12 protein-coding genes and 1 pseudogene are annotated in these 14,628 nt (G+C 72.9%); 10 read left to right on the top strand and 3 right to left on the bottom strand.

Going from position 1 to position 14,628, the window contains the following annotated elements:
* Positions 1 to 6: 6 nt before the first annotated feature.
* The 5 genes from AB0B55_RS13015 to AB0B55_RS12995 all read left to right on the top strand — a co-directional run bounded on the left by AB0B55_RS13015 (position 7) and on the right by AB0B55_RS12995 (position 6,714).
* Positions 7 to 921, top strand: a complete 915-nt coding sequence (locus AB0B55_RS13015) for a fructosamine kinase family protein (protein WP_357131812.1) — start codon at positions 7 to 9, stop codon at positions 919 to 921.
* Positions 918 to 1,931: a GTP 3',8-cyclase MoaA gene (moaA, locus tag AB0B55_RS13010; protein WP_357131425.1), complete on the top strand. Its 1,014-nt coding sequence runs from the start codon at positions 918 to 920 to the stop codon at positions 1,929 to 1,931. The genes AB0B55_RS13015 and moaA overlap by 4 nt, the downstream gene beginning before the upstream one ends.
* A 3-nt stretch (positions 1,932 to 1,934) precedes the next feature.
* Positions 1,935 to 2,189: a MoaD/ThiS family protein gene (locus tag AB0B55_RS13005; protein ID WP_355048625.1), complete on the top strand. Its 255-nt coding sequence runs from the start codon at positions 1,935 to 1,937 to the stop codon at positions 2,187 to 2,189.
* A 12-nt stretch (positions 2,190 to 2,201) separates the two neighbouring features.
* Positions 2,202 to 3,452 (top strand): metallophosphoesterase, encoded by a 1,251-nt coding sequence (locus AB0B55_RS13000; protein ID WP_357131422.1) that lies wholly within the window; start codon positions 2,202 to 2,204, stop codon positions 3,450 to 3,452.
* A 61-nt stretch (positions 3,453 to 3,513) separates the two neighbouring features.
* Entirely contained in the window at positions 3,514 to 6,714 is a 3,201-nt protein-coding gene (locus tag AB0B55_RS12995) for a UvrD-helicase domain-containing protein (protein WP_357131419.1), read from the top strand.
* A gap of 128 nt (positions 6,715 to 6,842) precedes the next feature.
* On the opposite strand, the gene AB0B55_RS12990 is transcribed toward AB0B55_RS12995, so the two are convergent.
* Positions 6,843 to 7,472, bottom strand: a complete 630-nt coding sequence (locus tag AB0B55_RS12990; RefSeq protein WP_357171771.1) for a prepilin peptidase — start codon at positions 7,470 to 7,472, stop codon at positions 6,843 to 6,845.
* 10 nt (positions 7,473 to 7,482) lie between these two features.
* On the bottom strand, positions 7,483 to 8,487 hold the full coding sequence (locus tag AB0B55_RS12985) for an EamA family transporter (protein WP_357171770.1): 1,005 nt from the start codon (positions 8,485 to 8,487) through the stop codon (positions 7,483 to 7,485).
* 555 nt (positions 8,488 to 9,042) lie between these two features.
* Here AB0B55_RS12985 and AB0B55_RS12980 point away from each other — a divergent pair.
* From AB0B55_RS12980 to AB0B55_RS12970, 3 genes and pseudogenes are all read left to right on the top strand, one after another.
* A pseudogene (locus tag AB0B55_RS12980) lies at positions 9,043 to 9,504 on the top strand (flagellar basal body protein FliL); the annotation flags it as partial.
* A 398-nt stretch (positions 9,505 to 9,902) separates the two neighbouring features.
* Entirely contained in the window at positions 9,903 to 10,313 is a 411-nt protein-coding gene (locus AB0B55_RS12975) for a hypothetical protein (protein WP_357131809.1), read from the top strand.
* 133 nt (positions 10,314 to 10,446) lie between these two features.
* On the top strand, positions 10,447 to 11,685 hold the full coding sequence (locus tag AB0B55_RS12970; protein ID WP_357131410.1) for an ATP-binding protein: 1,239 nt from the start codon (positions 10,447 to 10,449) through the stop codon (positions 11,683 to 11,685).
* Between the two features lie 45 nt (positions 11,686 to 11,730).
* Here the strand turns inward: AB0B55_RS12970 and AB0B55_RS12965 are convergent, their stop codons facing one another.
* Positions 11,731 to 12,279, bottom strand: coding sequence for an N-acetyltransferase (locus tag AB0B55_RS12965; protein ID WP_357171830.1), 549 nt, complete (start codon positions 12,277 to 12,279; stop codon positions 11,731 to 11,733).
* A gap of 134 nt (positions 12,280 to 12,413) precedes the next feature.
* Between AB0B55_RS12965 and AB0B55_RS12960 the strand changes: the two genes are divergently transcribed.
* Together AB0B55_RS12960 and AB0B55_RS12955 are read left to right on the top strand one after the other, a co-directional pair.
* Positions 12,414 to 12,959, top strand: a complete 546-nt coding sequence (locus tag AB0B55_RS12960) for a DoxX family protein (RefSeq protein WP_357131407.1) — start codon at positions 12,414 to 12,416, stop codon at positions 12,957 to 12,959.
* 214 nt (positions 12,960 to 13,173) lie between these two features.
* Complete coding sequence (locus AB0B55_RS12955) at positions 13,174 to 14,619, top strand: glycosyltransferase 87 family protein (RefSeq protein ID WP_357131404.1); 1,446 nt, start codon at positions 13,174 to 13,176, stop codon at positions 14,617 to 14,619.
* Positions 14,620 to 14,628: the final 9 nt, after the last annotated feature.

Here is a 14,628-nt window from a genome sequence, read left to right as displayed (position 1 = left end):
GCGCTGATGGACCTGGCGTACCTGCGCGCGCACCCGGCACACCTGCCGACGTTCCGGACCCACCAGCGGCTCCGGGAGACGCCGGTCGCCGGAGGCGACATCTGCGCCGCCGCCCGGCTGACGCTGGACGACGGTCACTCGGTCTTCGCGAAGTCCTGGCCGGAGGGGTCCGACCGGCCGGCACCCGAGGGCTTCTTCGCTGCCGAGGCCGCCGGGCTGCGCTGGCTGCGGGAGGCCGACGCGATCGGCGTACCCGAGGTGATCGTGGCGTTGCCCGACCTGCTGGCGCTCGACTGGGTGGAGCCCGGCGAGCCGACGCCGCAGGCCGCCGATCGCTTCGGTCGGGAGTTGGCCGCCCTGCACCGGGCCGGCGCGCCTGCCTTCGGCGCGCCGTGGGACGGCTTCATCGGTGCGCTTCCTCAGGACAACACCCCCGACGACGGCCCCTGGTCGACGTGGTTCGCGCGGCGGCGACTCGTTCCCTACCTACGCCTGTCCGTCGACGGCGGTGCGCTGACCAGCAGCGATGCCGCGCTCATCGAACGGGTGATCGGGCACGTCGGTGAGTTCGGCGGGGACGAGCCGCCGGCCCGCGTCCACGGCGACCTGTGGCCGGGCAACGTGCTGTGGGGCATCGACGAGCGGGCCTGGCTGGTCGACCCGGCGGCGCACGGCGGGCACCGCGAGACCGACCTCGCCCAACTGGCGCTCTTCGGTGGTGTCGCGCAGCTGGACCGGGTCCTTGCCGCCTACCGGGAGAGCTGGCCGCTGGCCGACGGTTGGCGCGAGCGGGTGCCGCTGCACCAGCTGCATCTGCTGCTCGTGCACACCGCGCTCTTCGGCGCCGGTTACCGCGATGCGGTTGTCCGGGTCGCCCGAGCCGCCCTGGTCGGCGTCGAGCGCGCTACGGTCGACCGGTGAGTGTCGACCGACGTACCGACGGCGTCCTCGTCGACCGGTACGGCCGCATCGCGCGGGACCTGCGCGTCTCCCTAACCGACAAGTGCAACCTGCGGTGCACGTACTGCATGCCGGCCGAAGGGCTGCCCTGGTTGGCCGGCCCGGAGCTGCTCACCGACGAGGAGATCGTCCGGCTGATCCGGGTGGCCGTCGAGCAGCTCGGCGTGACCGAGGTGCGGTTCACCGGCGGGGAGCCGTTGATCCGGCCCGGCCTGCTCGGCATCGTGGGCGCGGTCGCCGCGCTCGATCCGCGCCCCCGGATCTCGCTCACCACGAACGGCATCGGCCTGGACCGGCTGGCGCCCGCGCTGCGGACGGCCGGCCTGGACCGGGTGAACGTCTCGCTGGACACCCTGGACGCGGCCCGGTTCGCCCAGCTCACCCGCCGTCCCCGCCTCGACGCGGTGCTGGCGGGGCTCGCCGGGGCGGCGGCCGCGGGTCTCGACCCCGTGAAGATCAACTCAGTCCTGATGCGTGGGGTCAACGAGGACGAGGCGCCGGCCCTGCTCCGCTTCGCGCTCGACCACGGCTACCACCTGCGGATCATCGAGCAGATGCCGCTGGACGCGCAGCACGGCTGGGACCGGAGCACGATGGTCACCGCCGAGGAGATCCTGGCCTCCCTGCGTACCCAGTTCGACCTCAGCCCCGACCCGGCCGAGCGCGGCGCGGCGCCCGCCGAGACCTGGCTGGTCGACGGCGGCCCGGCCCGGGTCGGCGTGATCGCCAGCGTCACCCGGCCCTTCTGCGGCGACTGCGACCGAACCCGGCTGACCGCCGACGGCCAGGTGCGCGCCTGCCTGTTCGCCACCGAGGAGTCCGACCTACGGGCGGCGCTGCGCGACGACGCGACCGACGACGAGTTGGCGCAGCGGTGGCGTACCGCGATGTGGGGCAAGCGGGCCGGGCACGGCATCGACGACCCCACCTTCCTCCAGCCGACCCGGCCGATGTCCGCGATCGGGGGTTGAGTCGTGGAACCGAGGCCGTTGACCGTCCGCTACTTCGCCGGGGCGCGGGCCGCCGCGGGCCGCTCGGAGGAGGTCACGCCTGCCGGCCGGTCTCTCGACGACCTGACGGCCGAGCTGTCCCAGCGGCACGGCGACCGACTGGCCGCCGTGCTGCGGGTGGCCAGTTTCCTCGTGGACGGCGTCACCTGCCATGATCGTCGGGCACCCCTGCCGGGCGGGGCCACGATCGATGTCCTACCCCCGTTCGCGGGCGGCTGAGGGGGCGCGCACATGTTGGCGGTTCTAGGGTTCATGGGCGTACTGGCCCTGGTCACCGGGCTGATTCACCTCTACCTGTGGAAGCGTCTCGTCCGGGACACGACGACGCCGGGTCGCTGGCGGCGGGTCGGCGGGATCGCCGCCGGAGTGCTGGCGGTGCTCGTACCGGTCACCCTCGTCGGCACGCAGGGCGGCCTCTACTGGCTCGCCTGGCCGGGCTACGTGTGGCTCGCCGTCATGTTCTACCTGCTGGTCACGCTGGTCGTGCTGGAAGTGCCGATGCTCATCGCGCGTCTGGTGCTACGCCGCCGGGTGACCGTCGCCGAGCCGACCACCGCCGCGCCCGAGCCGGTGCTGGTCGGGGCCGCTGGGCCCGCCGATCCGCCGGCCGCCGGCACGGTCGCGGCACCGGACCACGACCCGGCCCGTCGCCTGCTGCTGGCGCGCGGCGCGGCCATCTTCGCCGGCCTCACCGCCACCGGCATCACGGGGTACGGCGTCCGCACGGCGCTCGGCCCGCCCCGCCTCGACCGGGTGCGGATCCCCCTGGCCAAGCTTCCACGCAGCATGGACGGCCTGCGTATCGCCACCGTCTCCGACATCCACCTCGGCCCGCTGCGCGGCCGGGCACACACCGAACGGATCGTCGCCGCGATCAACCGCCTCGACGCGGACCTGGTCGCGGTCGTCGGTGACCTGGTCGACGGCTCGGTCGCCGAGCTGGGCCCGGCCGCCGCGCCGCTGCGTGACCTGCGCTCCCGGTACGGCAACTTCTTCGTCACCGGCAACCACGAGTACTACTCGGGGGTCGAGGAGTGGGTCCAGGAGGTGGACCGGCTCGGCCTGCGGGTTCTGCAGAACCGCCGGCAGGAGATCCAGGCCCGGGGCGGTGTGCTCGACCTGGCCGGCGTCAACGACCTGAACGCGGACCCCAAGGGCACCGGCCTGGCCGCCGGCCCGGACTTCGAGGCCGCCCTCGGCGACCGCGACCCGAGCCGCCCGGTCGTCCTGCTCGCACACCAGCCGCTCGCCGCCAAGCAGGCGGCCCGCTACGGCGTCGACCTGCAACTTTCCGGGCACACGCACGGCGGGCAGCTGATGCCGTTCAACCTGGCGGTCCGTCTTCAGCAGCCGGTGGTGAGCGGGCTCGGCGAGGTCGACGGCACGAAGGTCTACGTGACCAACGGCGCCGGTTTCTGGGGTCCGCCGGTGCGGGTGGGTGCCGAGCCGCAGATCAGCCTCGTGGAGTTGCGCTCGGCATAGCGGAGGTCACGTCCGCGCGTGGCGAAAGGCGGGCCGCGTGGCGGGCGTGACAGGATGCGGCGTGCCCCCGTTCAGTGACGTACCCCCCGGTGGCCTTGCGCCCTTCGTCGCGGACCTGCACATCCACTCGAAGTACTCGCGCGCGTGCAGCCGGGACCTGACCCTGCCGACCCTCGGATGGTGGGCGCGGCGCAAGGGCATCGCCCTGCTCGGCACCGGCGACTTCACCCACCCCGCCTGGTACGACCACCTGGTGGAGACGCTGCGCCCGGCCGAGCCGGGGCTCTACCGGCTCAGCGAGGAGACGGAGCGCGACATCGCCCGCCGGCTGCCGCCGCGACTGGCCGGTACGACCGACGCGGACGCGGTCCGTTTCATGCTGAGCGTGGAGATCTCCACCATCTACAAGCGGGACGACCGGACGCGCAAGGTGCATCACCTGGTCTACCTGCCCGACCTGGAGGCGGTGGCCCGCTTCAACACCGCTCTGGGGCGGATCGGCAATCTCGGCTCCGACGGCCGGCCGATCCTCGGTCTGGACTCGCGGGACCTGTTGGAGATCACGCTGGAAGCCAGTCCGGACGGGTATCTCGTGCCGGCGCACATCTGGACGCCGTGGTTCTCCGCGCTGGGCTCGAAGTCCGGCTTCGACGCGATCGCCGACTGCTACGCCGATCTGGCCGAGCACATCTTCGCCGTGGAGACCGGTCTGTCGTCCGACCCGGCGATGAACTGGCGGGTCGGCAGCCTGGACGGGTACCAGCTCGTCTCCAACTCGGACGCGCACTCGCCGCCGGCCCTCGGTCGGGAGGCGACCGTGCTGACCGGCGAGCGGGACTACTTCGCCGTCCGGGAGGCGCTGCGCAGCGGTGTCGGCCTGGCCGGCACCATCGAGTTCTTCCCCGAGGAGGGCAAGTACCACGCGGACGGGCACCGGCTCTGCGGCGTCAACTGGTCCCCGGAGCGGACCCGGGCCGCCGGAGGGCTCTGCCCCGAGTGCGGCAAGCCGCTCACCGTGGGCGTGCTCAGCCGCATCGAGGAGCTGGCCGACCGACCCGACGGGCACCGCCCGGCGCACGCCCGGGACGTCACCCACCTGGTGCCGCTCGCCGAGATCCTTGGTGAGATCAACAAAGTGGGCGCCCGGTCGAAGAAGGTCGAGGGGCGGCTCAACGAGCTGCTCGCCGCGCTCGGCCCCGAGTTGGAAATTCTGACCACGACGCCGCTGTCCGACATCGCGCAGGCCGGCGGTGAGCTGCTCGCCGAGGGCATCGGTCGGCTGCGGCGGGGCGACGTACGCCGGGTGCCGGGTTACGACGGCGAGTACGGGGTGATCACGCTGTTCGATCCGGCGGAGCTGGGCACGGGCGCTGGCACGGCGCAGGAGACGCTGTTCGACGTACCCGTGTCGGTGCCGTCGCAGCGACGTCCGGCGGAGCCGGCGGCTCGCGCGACGGCGAAGCGCCCGGCGGCGGCCAAGGCGGAGTCGAAGCGCAAGCCGGCCCCGCCTCCCGCGCCACCGATCGCGCCGCCGCCGTCACCGCACGAACCGTTCGAGCCGATGCTCTCCGGTATGGAGGAGGTCGGCACCGGCCTGCTGGACCGCTTGGACGCGATGCAGCGGGTGGCGGCGTCCGCTCCCGGCGGACCGCTGCTCATCGTGGCCGGACCGGGCACCGGCAAGACCCGGACGCTGACCCACCGGATCGCGTACCTCTGTGCGGAGCTGAACGTCTTCCCCGAGCACTGCCTGGCGATCACGTTCACCCGCCGTGCGGCCGAGGAGCTGCGGCACCGCCTGGACGGGCTGCTCGGTCCGGTCGCCGAGGACGTCACCGTGGGCACGTTCCACGCGCTGGGGTTGACCATTCTGCGGGAGAACGCCGACGCGGCGGGCCTGCCGGCCGGCTTCCGGATCGCCGACGACGTCGAGCGGGCGGCGGCCCGGTCTGAGGCGGGTGACGACACCGCCGGCTACACGGCGCGGCTGCGCAAGCAGGACCTGGTCGACCTGGATGAACTGGTCACCCTGCCGGTGGAGCTGCTGCGCGCGGACCGCAAGCTGGTCGAGCGGTACCGGGACCGCTGGCGGTGGATCTTCGTCGACGAGTACCAGGACGTCGACGCGGTGCAGTACGAGCTGCTGCGGTTGCTCAGCTCCGCCGACGGCAACCTCTGCGCCATCGGCGACCCGGACCAGGCGATCTACTCCTTCCGGGGCGCCGACGTCGGCTACTTCCTGCGTTTCTCGCAGGACTTCACGGACGCCCGGCTGGTCCGGCTCAACCGGAACTACCGCTCGTCGGCACCGATCCTGGCCGCCGCCGTGCAGGCCATCGCGCCGTCCTCGCTGGTCCAGGGCCGGCGACTGGATCCGGCCCGGCTCGACCCGGAGGCCCCGCTGGTCGGCCGATACCCGGCGGCGTCCGTGGCCGACGAGGCCGACTTCGTGGTCCGGACCGTCGACGAACTGGTCGGCGGGCTGTCCCACCGATCGCTGGACTCGGGCCGGATCGACGGCCGGTCCACCACGCTGTCATTCTCCGACATCGCCGTGCTGTACCGCACCGACGCGCAGGCCGCTCCGATCGTGGACGCCCTGACCAGGGCCAACATCCCCGTGCAGAAGCGCTCGCACGACCGGCTTCGGGACCGGCCCGGGGTGGCGGCGATCGCCCGCGAGCTGCGGCACGCCGACGGGTTGGCCGGGTCGCTGGCGGCCCGGGTGCGGCTGGCCGGCCAGACGGTCGCCGAGCGGTTCGCGGTGCCCACCCTGGACGGCACGGGTAGCGGGGCCCGCCCCGAGGACGTGCGCTCGGCGGTGGACCTGCTGACCCCGCTGGCCCACCGCTGCGGCGACGACCTGGAGGTGTTCCTGTCGCAGCTGGCCACCGGCGCCGAGGTGGACGCGCTCGACCCGCGCGCGGAGGCGGTCACGCTGCTGACCCTGCACGCCGCGAAGGGCCTCGAGTTCCCGGTGGTCTTCCTGGTCGGCGCCGAGGACGGGCTGCTGCCGCTGCGCTGGCCCGGCTCGACGCCCGACGAGGACGCGGTCGCCGAGGAGCGCCGACTCTTCTTCGTCGGCCTGACCCGGGCCCAGGACCGGCTGTACGTCAGCCACGCCGCCCGCCGTACCCGGCACGGCGCGGAGCGCGACTGCGCCCCCTCGCCGTTCCTCGCCACGATCGACCCGGGCCTGTTCGAACGGTTCGGCGAAACGGAACCCCGCCGCCCCAGGGACCGCCAACTCCGCCTGATCTGAGCCCCGGGGGGCGCGGAGGCCAGGTGGCACGTTGAGCGTGATGCCTCAGAGGCATCAAGATGACTCAGAGGCATCACGCTCTTTCGGGCGGGCCGGCGGGAACGCGCCGTGCCGGGCATGCCAAAACCTCAGCCGAGGAGCACGCCGAGCCACGCGCCAGCGAGCAGGGCCGGCCCGAGCGGGAGCAGGGTGTCGCGGCGTACCCGTCGCGTGGCGAGCAGGCCGACCACCAGCCCACCCTGTAGCAGGTGCGCCAGCAGGAGCCCGGTGAGCAGGGCGTCGTGTCCCAGCCAGCCGAGCGGCAGTCCGAGGACCACGGCGAGCTTGACGTCCCCGAAGCCGAGCCGGGATCTCGGCAGCAGGGCGAGCAGCACGTGCGCCGCGCCGCAGAGAACCGCACCGACCAGAGCGCCGACGAGACGCCCCGGAGTGGCGGCCAGCAACGCCGTCCCGGTCAGGCCGCCGAGGGCCAGCGTGCCGGCAGCAGCGACCAGTGGGTCGGGCAGCCGCAGGCACCCGAGGTCGACCACGGCCAGCACCAACCCCACCACCGCCACCGCGACAAGGACCGGCAGCGCCGGGTCGTCGCGCCGCACGGTGGCGAGCCCCACGAACACCACGACCGCCACCGGCGGACAGAGCCAGGCCGACCCGATCCGCCGCGCCGGCGGATCGACGAACCGCCGGGCCAGTGAGGGTACGACCAGACCGACCAGACCGCCGAGCAGCGCCACCCCCACCAGCGCGGCCGCCGACATGGGCCGGACGTTACCGGCGGGCTCCCGCCCGCGCCGCCCCCGATCGTGGAACCGCTGCCTTGCGGCGTGGGCGTTCGGTGCTCACCACCAGGGCCACCCCGGCGACGATGACCGCCCCGCCGAGCAGCACCTGCGGTGTGATCGGCTCGGCCACGAGCAACGCGCCGAGCGCCACCGCGACCGCCGGGTTCACGTACGCGTACGTCGACACCAACGAGATCGGCGCGCTCTGCAGCAGCCAGACGTACGCCGTGAAGGCCACCAACGATCCGGCCACCATGAGATAGGCCAGCGCCAACCAGGACCGGGCGCTGACGGCCGACGGGTGGAAGTCACTCAGTTCGCCCCGGCCGGCGGCGACCACGGCCAGGGCCAGCGCTCCGGCCGCCATCTCGTACACGGTCGCCACAAACGGGTCGGCGGGCATTCCGATCCGGCCCGACAGGAACGACCCGAAGGACCAGGCGGCGGCTCCCGCCACCACCGTGAGCGCGCCGACCAGTGGCACCGCGTCCGAGGTACCGGCCGGCAGCACCAGCAGCACCAGACCGACGAAGCCCACGGTGACCCCGGCGAACGTCCAGAGCGGCGGTCGGTCGCCGGTGACCGACCGCAGCAGCACCACGAGCAGTGGCACGGTCGCCACCAGCAGGGCGGCGACGCCGGAGGGCAGCGCCACCCCGGGCGGCCCGGACTCGGCGAGCACCACCAGCCCGTTGCCGCCGGCGAGCAGGAGCACACCGACCAGCGCGGCCGAGCCGAGCTGTCGAGGCCGCACGCGGAGGGCACCCGGCCCTCGGCGTAACCGCAACACCACCGCCAGCACCAGACCGGCCACCGCGAACCGCATCGTGGCGGACAGCAGCGGCGGCAGCGTCTCCACCGTGATCCGGATGGCCAGATAGGTGGAGCCCCACAGCAGGTAGACCACGATCAACGCGGTCCAGACCAGGCTTGGCGCGGCGTCGGCGCGGCGGCCGGATGCGGCGGCGGCGCTCGGTGGAGGTGAGCTCATCGGTGGACCACGCTACGGTGACCTCGGAGTCGGCGTCGCGCTTTGGTGGCCGGCCTCTCACCACTTGTGCAGGAGGGCGGCATGACGAACTACGGACCACCGGGTGAGGGCTACGGACGCCCGTGGCGTGGGCAACGCCCCGACGAGACGCCCAACCGGCCGCCGCAGCAGCCCTATCCGCCGGCCGCGGAGCCCTATCCGCCGGCGGTCCAGCCTTACCCGGTGGCGTCGCAGCGGCCCGGACCCTACGGCGACGGCCCGTACGGCGGCGCACCGGCGGCGCCCTATGAGGGCGGCCAGCACGGGGGCGGGCAGCACGGAGGCGGCCAGTACGGGGGCGGCCAGTACGGGGGCGGCCAGCACGGGGGCGGGCAGTACGGAGGCGGCCAGTACGGAGGCGGCCAGTACGGGGGCGGCCAGTACGGGGGCGGGACGGGGACGCCGTACGGCGGCGGGGCCTCGGAGCCCTACGGCGGCGCGTACCCGACCGTCGACGGGAACCCGGCTTACGGCCCCGGGCCCTACCAGCCCGACGGTGACGGCCCCGAATCCGGGCCGCCGAGGCGCGGACGGGGACCGCTGATCGCGGTGCTGGCGGTCGTTCTGCTGCTGGTGGTGGCCGGCGGCGCGTACTGGTTCCTGCGGGGATCGGACGATCCGGCGCCGACCACGGCCGCGCCAAGCGGCTCGGCCGCCGCGGCGGAGCCCACCGCCGGTGTGACCGAACCGGACGAGCCGGCGCCGAGCGCCGCGGCGCCGGAGTCGTCGGCCGATCCGCGGTTCGTCAAGGTCGGGCAGTGTGTACGCAACGACGGCGTGTCGGGCGGCAAGCCCAAGCTGCTGATCAGCGGCTGCGCGCCGAAGTCGTACGAGGTGCTACGCCGCGTCGACGGCGCGACCAGCGGTGAACGCGACGCCGAGGCCAAGTGCGCCAAGGTCGAGGGCTACACGAACTGGTACTTCTTCGATAGCGAGCTGGACACTCTCGACTTCGTGCTCTGCCTCAAGCAGCGCTGACCACCCACCCTGGGGATGACATGACGACCTACGGACCACCGGGTTCCGGGCAGCCGGACGACCCGTACCAGCGTCCGCCGACCGGCCCCGGCGGCCCGCCACCGGTCGATCCGACGCTCCCGCAGTGGGGGCCACCACCTGAGCCCTCGCAGTGGGCTCCGCCGCAGCAGCCGGCGCAGTGGAACGCTCCGCCGCAGCAGCCGACGCAGTGGAACGCTCCACCGGGCCAGCCGGCGCAGTGGAACGCTCCGCCGGGGCAGCCGGCGCAGTGGAACGCTCCGCCGGGGCCGTTCCCGCCCGCCCCCGGTCAGCCGGGAGCACCGTTGGGCCCGCCGCCGCCCGGCGCGTACCCGATGCCGCCCGCCGCCCCCGCCGGTCGCAACGGCCGCAAGGTCGCCCTGATCGTGGGGTTGGTCGTGTTGCTTCTGCTCTGCCCCTGCCTCGGTCTCGTCGGCTGGGCGGCCTGGCGGATCGCCGACTCCGACAGCGACGTCACGCCCGTGCCGTCGGCGAGCGCGCCGGTCGTTCCTCCCGGCCTACCCAGCGATGCGCCGAGCCAGGTCGCGCCGTCGCAGGACGAGGAGGAGGAGTTCGCCAAGGGCGACTGCGTGGTCAACGACGGCAGCGAGGACGACGCGGAGCTGCGCAAGGTGCCGTGCGGCCCGAACACCTACCAGGTGCTGCTGCGGATCCCGGCGACCACCGACGGGGACCGGTGCGAGACGCTCGCCCCGCAGGCGACCGCGAACTACGTACACGACAACTCGATCGACCTGTTCGACTACGTGCTCTGCCTGAAGAAGCAGTAGACGATTCCCGAAACTAGGGCTGTCTAGCGTGGACGCTAGACAGCCCTAGTTTTGTCTCGACGACCCCGACACGCCGTAGCCTCATCTATCCATATCTAGCTTCCCAGCTAGAGGGCCCGATATTCTGCGATGCGTGGATCCGGTCCGCAACCCGTACGCCCCCGGTGCCGGTCAGCGCCCACCCGAACTCGCCGGACGGGGGCGCGAGCTGGACGTGTTCGACATCGTGCTGGAACGCATCGCCCGCGGCCGGCCCGAGCGCAGCCTCATGCTCACCGGGCTGCGCGGCGTCGGCAAGACCGTCCTGCTCAACACCCTGCGGTCACAGGCGATCAACCGGCTGTGGGGCACCGGCAAGATCGAGGCTCGTCCGGACCAGTCACTGCGCCGCCCCGTCGCCGCCGCGCTGCACATGGCGGTCCGCGAACTCGCCCCACGCCACCGCGCCCCAGACCGGATCGACGCCTTCCTCGGGGTGCTCAAGGCGTTCGCCCAGCGGTCCACGCCGACAGGCCGCGGGGCCACGCCCAAGCTGCGCGACCGGTGGCAACCCGGCATCGACGTACCCGCCGCCAGTGGCCGGGCCGACTCCGGCGACATCGAGATCGACCTGGTCGAGCTGTTCAGCGACGCCGCCGACGTGGCCAGCGACGTCGGCACCGGCATCGCGCTCTTCATCGACGAGATGCAGGACGTCGGGCCGGAGGACGTCTCGGCGCTCTGCGCCGCCTGCCACGAGCTGTCCCAGATCGGCGCCCCACTGATCGTCGTCGGCGCCGGGCTGCCCCACCTACCGGCCGTGCTCAGCGCCGCCAAGTCGTACTCCGAGCGGCTCTTCCGCTACCAGCGCATCGACCGGCTCGACCGGATCGCCGCCGACCAGGCGCTCTGCGCGCCGGCCGAGCGCGAGGAGGTGGAGTACGAGCAGAAGGCGCTCGACCTGCTCTACGAGAAGTCCGGCGGCTACCCGTACTTCGTCCAGGCGTACGGAAAGGCGACCTGGGACCACGCGCCGCGGTCGCCGATCACCGCGGCGGACGTCCGGGTCGCCGCGCCCGAAGCCGAGGCCGAACTGGCGGTCGGGTTCTTCGGCTCCCGGTTCGAGCGGGCCACCCCGGCCGAGCGTGAGTACATGCGGGCGATGGCCACGCTGTCCCTGGTGGAGGGCGAAGCCAGCGGGACGGTACGCGACGACATGGACGCCGCCGTGCCCACCGCCGAGATCGCCCGCGCCCTCGGCCGCAAGCCGGCCAGCCTCTCCCCGGCCCGGGACGCGCTGATCAAGAAGGGGCTCATCTACTCCGGCGAGCGGGGCACGGTGGCCTTCACCGTTCCACACTTCGGCCGCTACCTGCGCACCCAGCCGGCCTGACCCCGCGACCGGTCGGCCCGACGGGCGCGGTGGCGGGCCGGCGAGTCAGACCTGGGACCAGGGCGCGGGGAAGACGACCTCGCCGCGCGGCGGCGGGCCCTCCTCGCTGGTGGACGGCGGCAGCACCAGCGCCTGCCAGGGTTCACCCAGACCGGCCCACGGGCTGCTGAGACCCAGCTCCGTGGCCGGCCCGAAGCCGAAGCGCCGGTAGAAGGCCGGGTCACCGAGCACCACGACCACCCGCTCACCCAGTTCGGTGGCGGCGTCCAGGGCGGCCTGCACCACCGCGCTGCCGTGTCCGACCCGCTGTCGGTGCGGCGCCACGGCCACCGGTCCGAGTGCCAGGGCCGGCACCACGGCACCGCGTTCGGGCCGTACCCGGACCCGGGTGAGCAGCGCGTATCCGACGATTTCCCCGCCGTACTCGGCGACCATGGCCAGTTCGGGCAGCCAGGCGTCGGTGCCGCGCAGGTCGTCGACCAGTCCCACCTCCGGCGGCGTCTGCACGTCCGGGCGGGCGAACGCCGAGGCCAGCACCCGTCGCACCGGGCCGGCGTCGGCCGGGTCCTCGGGGCGGAGCCGCAGCGTCGTCACCCGCGCGACCTTACCCGTCACGCCCCGTCCATCAGCGATGGTCGCTCGATTCGGCGTGGCGCGCGCGGCCGCGGATCGATCCGGATCCGCCGGTTGACCGGGTAGCAAACGCCGCGAGGGGGTATGACTGATCCATGACGCCCGTACGCTCCCTCGCCCGCGCCATGCTGAGCGGCATCTTCGTGATCCAGGGATACCGCAACCTCCGCAACCCGCACCGACTGGCGGAGACCGCCAAGCCGGTGACCGACAAGGTCGCGCCGTTGCTGCAGAAGGCGCACCCGAAGTTCCCCACCGACACCGAGTCGTTGATCCGGCTCAACGCGGCGACGCAGGTCGGGGCGGGGCTGATGTTGGCCACCGGGCGGTTCAGCCGACCCGCCGCGCTGGTCCTCGCCGGCACCCTGGTGCCCGTGACCATCGCCGGGCATCCGTTCTGGAAGAACGACGACCCGATCGCCAAGAACAACAACCAGATCCACACCCTCAAGAACCTCGGGCTCCTCGGCGGTCTCCTCCTCGCGGCCGTCGACACCGAGGGCAAGCCCGGCGTGCGCTGGCGTACGGGTCACCGCATCGGCCACTCTCGACGTTCCATGCAGCGGGCGGTGCGCACCGCCCGCCGCGAGGCGCGGATCGCCGTCCGGTCGGCGGCCACCGCGCGTCGACTCCCAGGCTGACCTGCCTCGATGCCTCTCGTTGTCACCCCACCCCCCGCTAAGGCCGCGAATTACCTGAACCACCCGGTAGGCGTTAACGCGGTGGAAATGTCAAAAACATGTGTGGGATCGGACACGGTCGCATAACGCGGGAGGCATTGACGTGAGGCGCCGTTCTAGGCTCCGTGCAGGACCTGGACGGGTAGGACGACCTTGGTACGGGGGTGGCCACGCCATGCCGACGACTGTCGGTAGACGGGCGGACCGCCTCGCCCCAGTTCAGCGCATGACCCGGGGGATCGATCGCAGGAATGTCGTGCGGGGCGCCGTCGTGGTCGCCGTCGCCTACGCCGCGTGGCTCGCCATCGGCGAGTTCGGGCGGCCGTACAACTTCTTCGATATGAAGATCTACCATGGCGCGGTGGTGTGGTGGGCGAGCGGTCACGAGCTCTACGAGTTCATCGCGCCCGGCACCACGCTCGGTTTCACCTACCCGCCGTTCGCCGGACTCGTCATGTTGCCGATGGCACAGTTGCCGATCGGCGCGGCCGGGATGGTCAACGCGCTCGCCAGCATCGCCGCGCTGGCCCTGGTGCTGGCCGGGCTGCTGCGCCCCATCGTGGACCGGTTGGCGTGGCCACTGTGGTTCACCGTGGCCCTGGCCGTCCCGCTGGCCGTCGCCATCGAGCCCAGCCGCGAGACCCTGGGCTACGGCCAGGTCAACCTCCTGCTCTTCGCCCTGATCATGGCGGACCTCATCGGGCTGCGGTGGCGCTCCCGCCGGGGCACCCACTACGCCGCGACCGACGGTCCGCTGCTGCGCTTCGTCTACGGTGGCGCCTGGGCGGGCGCCGGCATCGGCCTGGCCACCGCCGTCAAGCTCACCCCGGCGCTGTTCATCGCCTATCTGCTGATCACTCGGCAGTGGCGGGTGGCGGCCACCGCGATCGGCACGGCGATCGGCGTGACCATCGGTACCTTCGCGATCGTCGGCGACGAATCACGTACCTACTTCGGCAGCGTGCTCTGGCAGACCGAGCGCGTCGGCGCGGCCGACATGACGCCGAACCAGTCGCTCGCCGGCCTGCTGGCCCGCCTGTACGACTCGATCGAGACACCCGGCCTGCTCTGGCTCGCCTTCTCGGTGCTGATCCTGGCGCTGGGCCTGTCCCGGGCGGCCAGTTCACGCGCCGAGGGCGACGAGCTGACCGCGTTCACGCTTGTCGGACTGACCGCCAACGTGATCAGCCCGATCTCCTGGACGCACCACCTCGTCTGGGTGATCCCGGCGATCATCGTGCTGGCCGACGCCGCCGTACGCCGCCGCGAGGCCAGCCGGGGTCTCCCGCAGCGCACCGGTCAAGGGCCGGCGTTCGGTGGCCTGAGCGGCCTGAACGCCCTTCGCCCGCCGATCTGGTATCCCACGCTGACCGGGCTCCGGCACGGCGTCGCCGCTGTCGGGCTCTACCTGCTGTTCCTCATCTCCCCCATCTGGCCGTACGAGCACCAGTTGCCGGAGGTGTCGCACTACCAGGACGGCCTGTTCGGGGCGCTGATGGAGAACTCGCTGGCTCTCGCCCTGATCGTGCTGGTCGCGGCCCTGCCCTGGCGGCCCGGCGCTGAGCCGGCCTTCTACGGGGAACGACTCGCCCGAGCAGTGGTGGTGAACGGCCGCCGCTAGGGTCTGTTT

This window comes from Micromonospora sp. NPDC049107 (genome assembly GCF_040648595.1).
Taxonomy (GTDB): domain Bacteria; phylum Actinomycetota; class Actinomycetes; order Mycobacteriales; family Micromonosporaceae; genus Micromonospora.
This window is presented reverse-complemented; position numbering and strand designations above follow the sequence as displayed.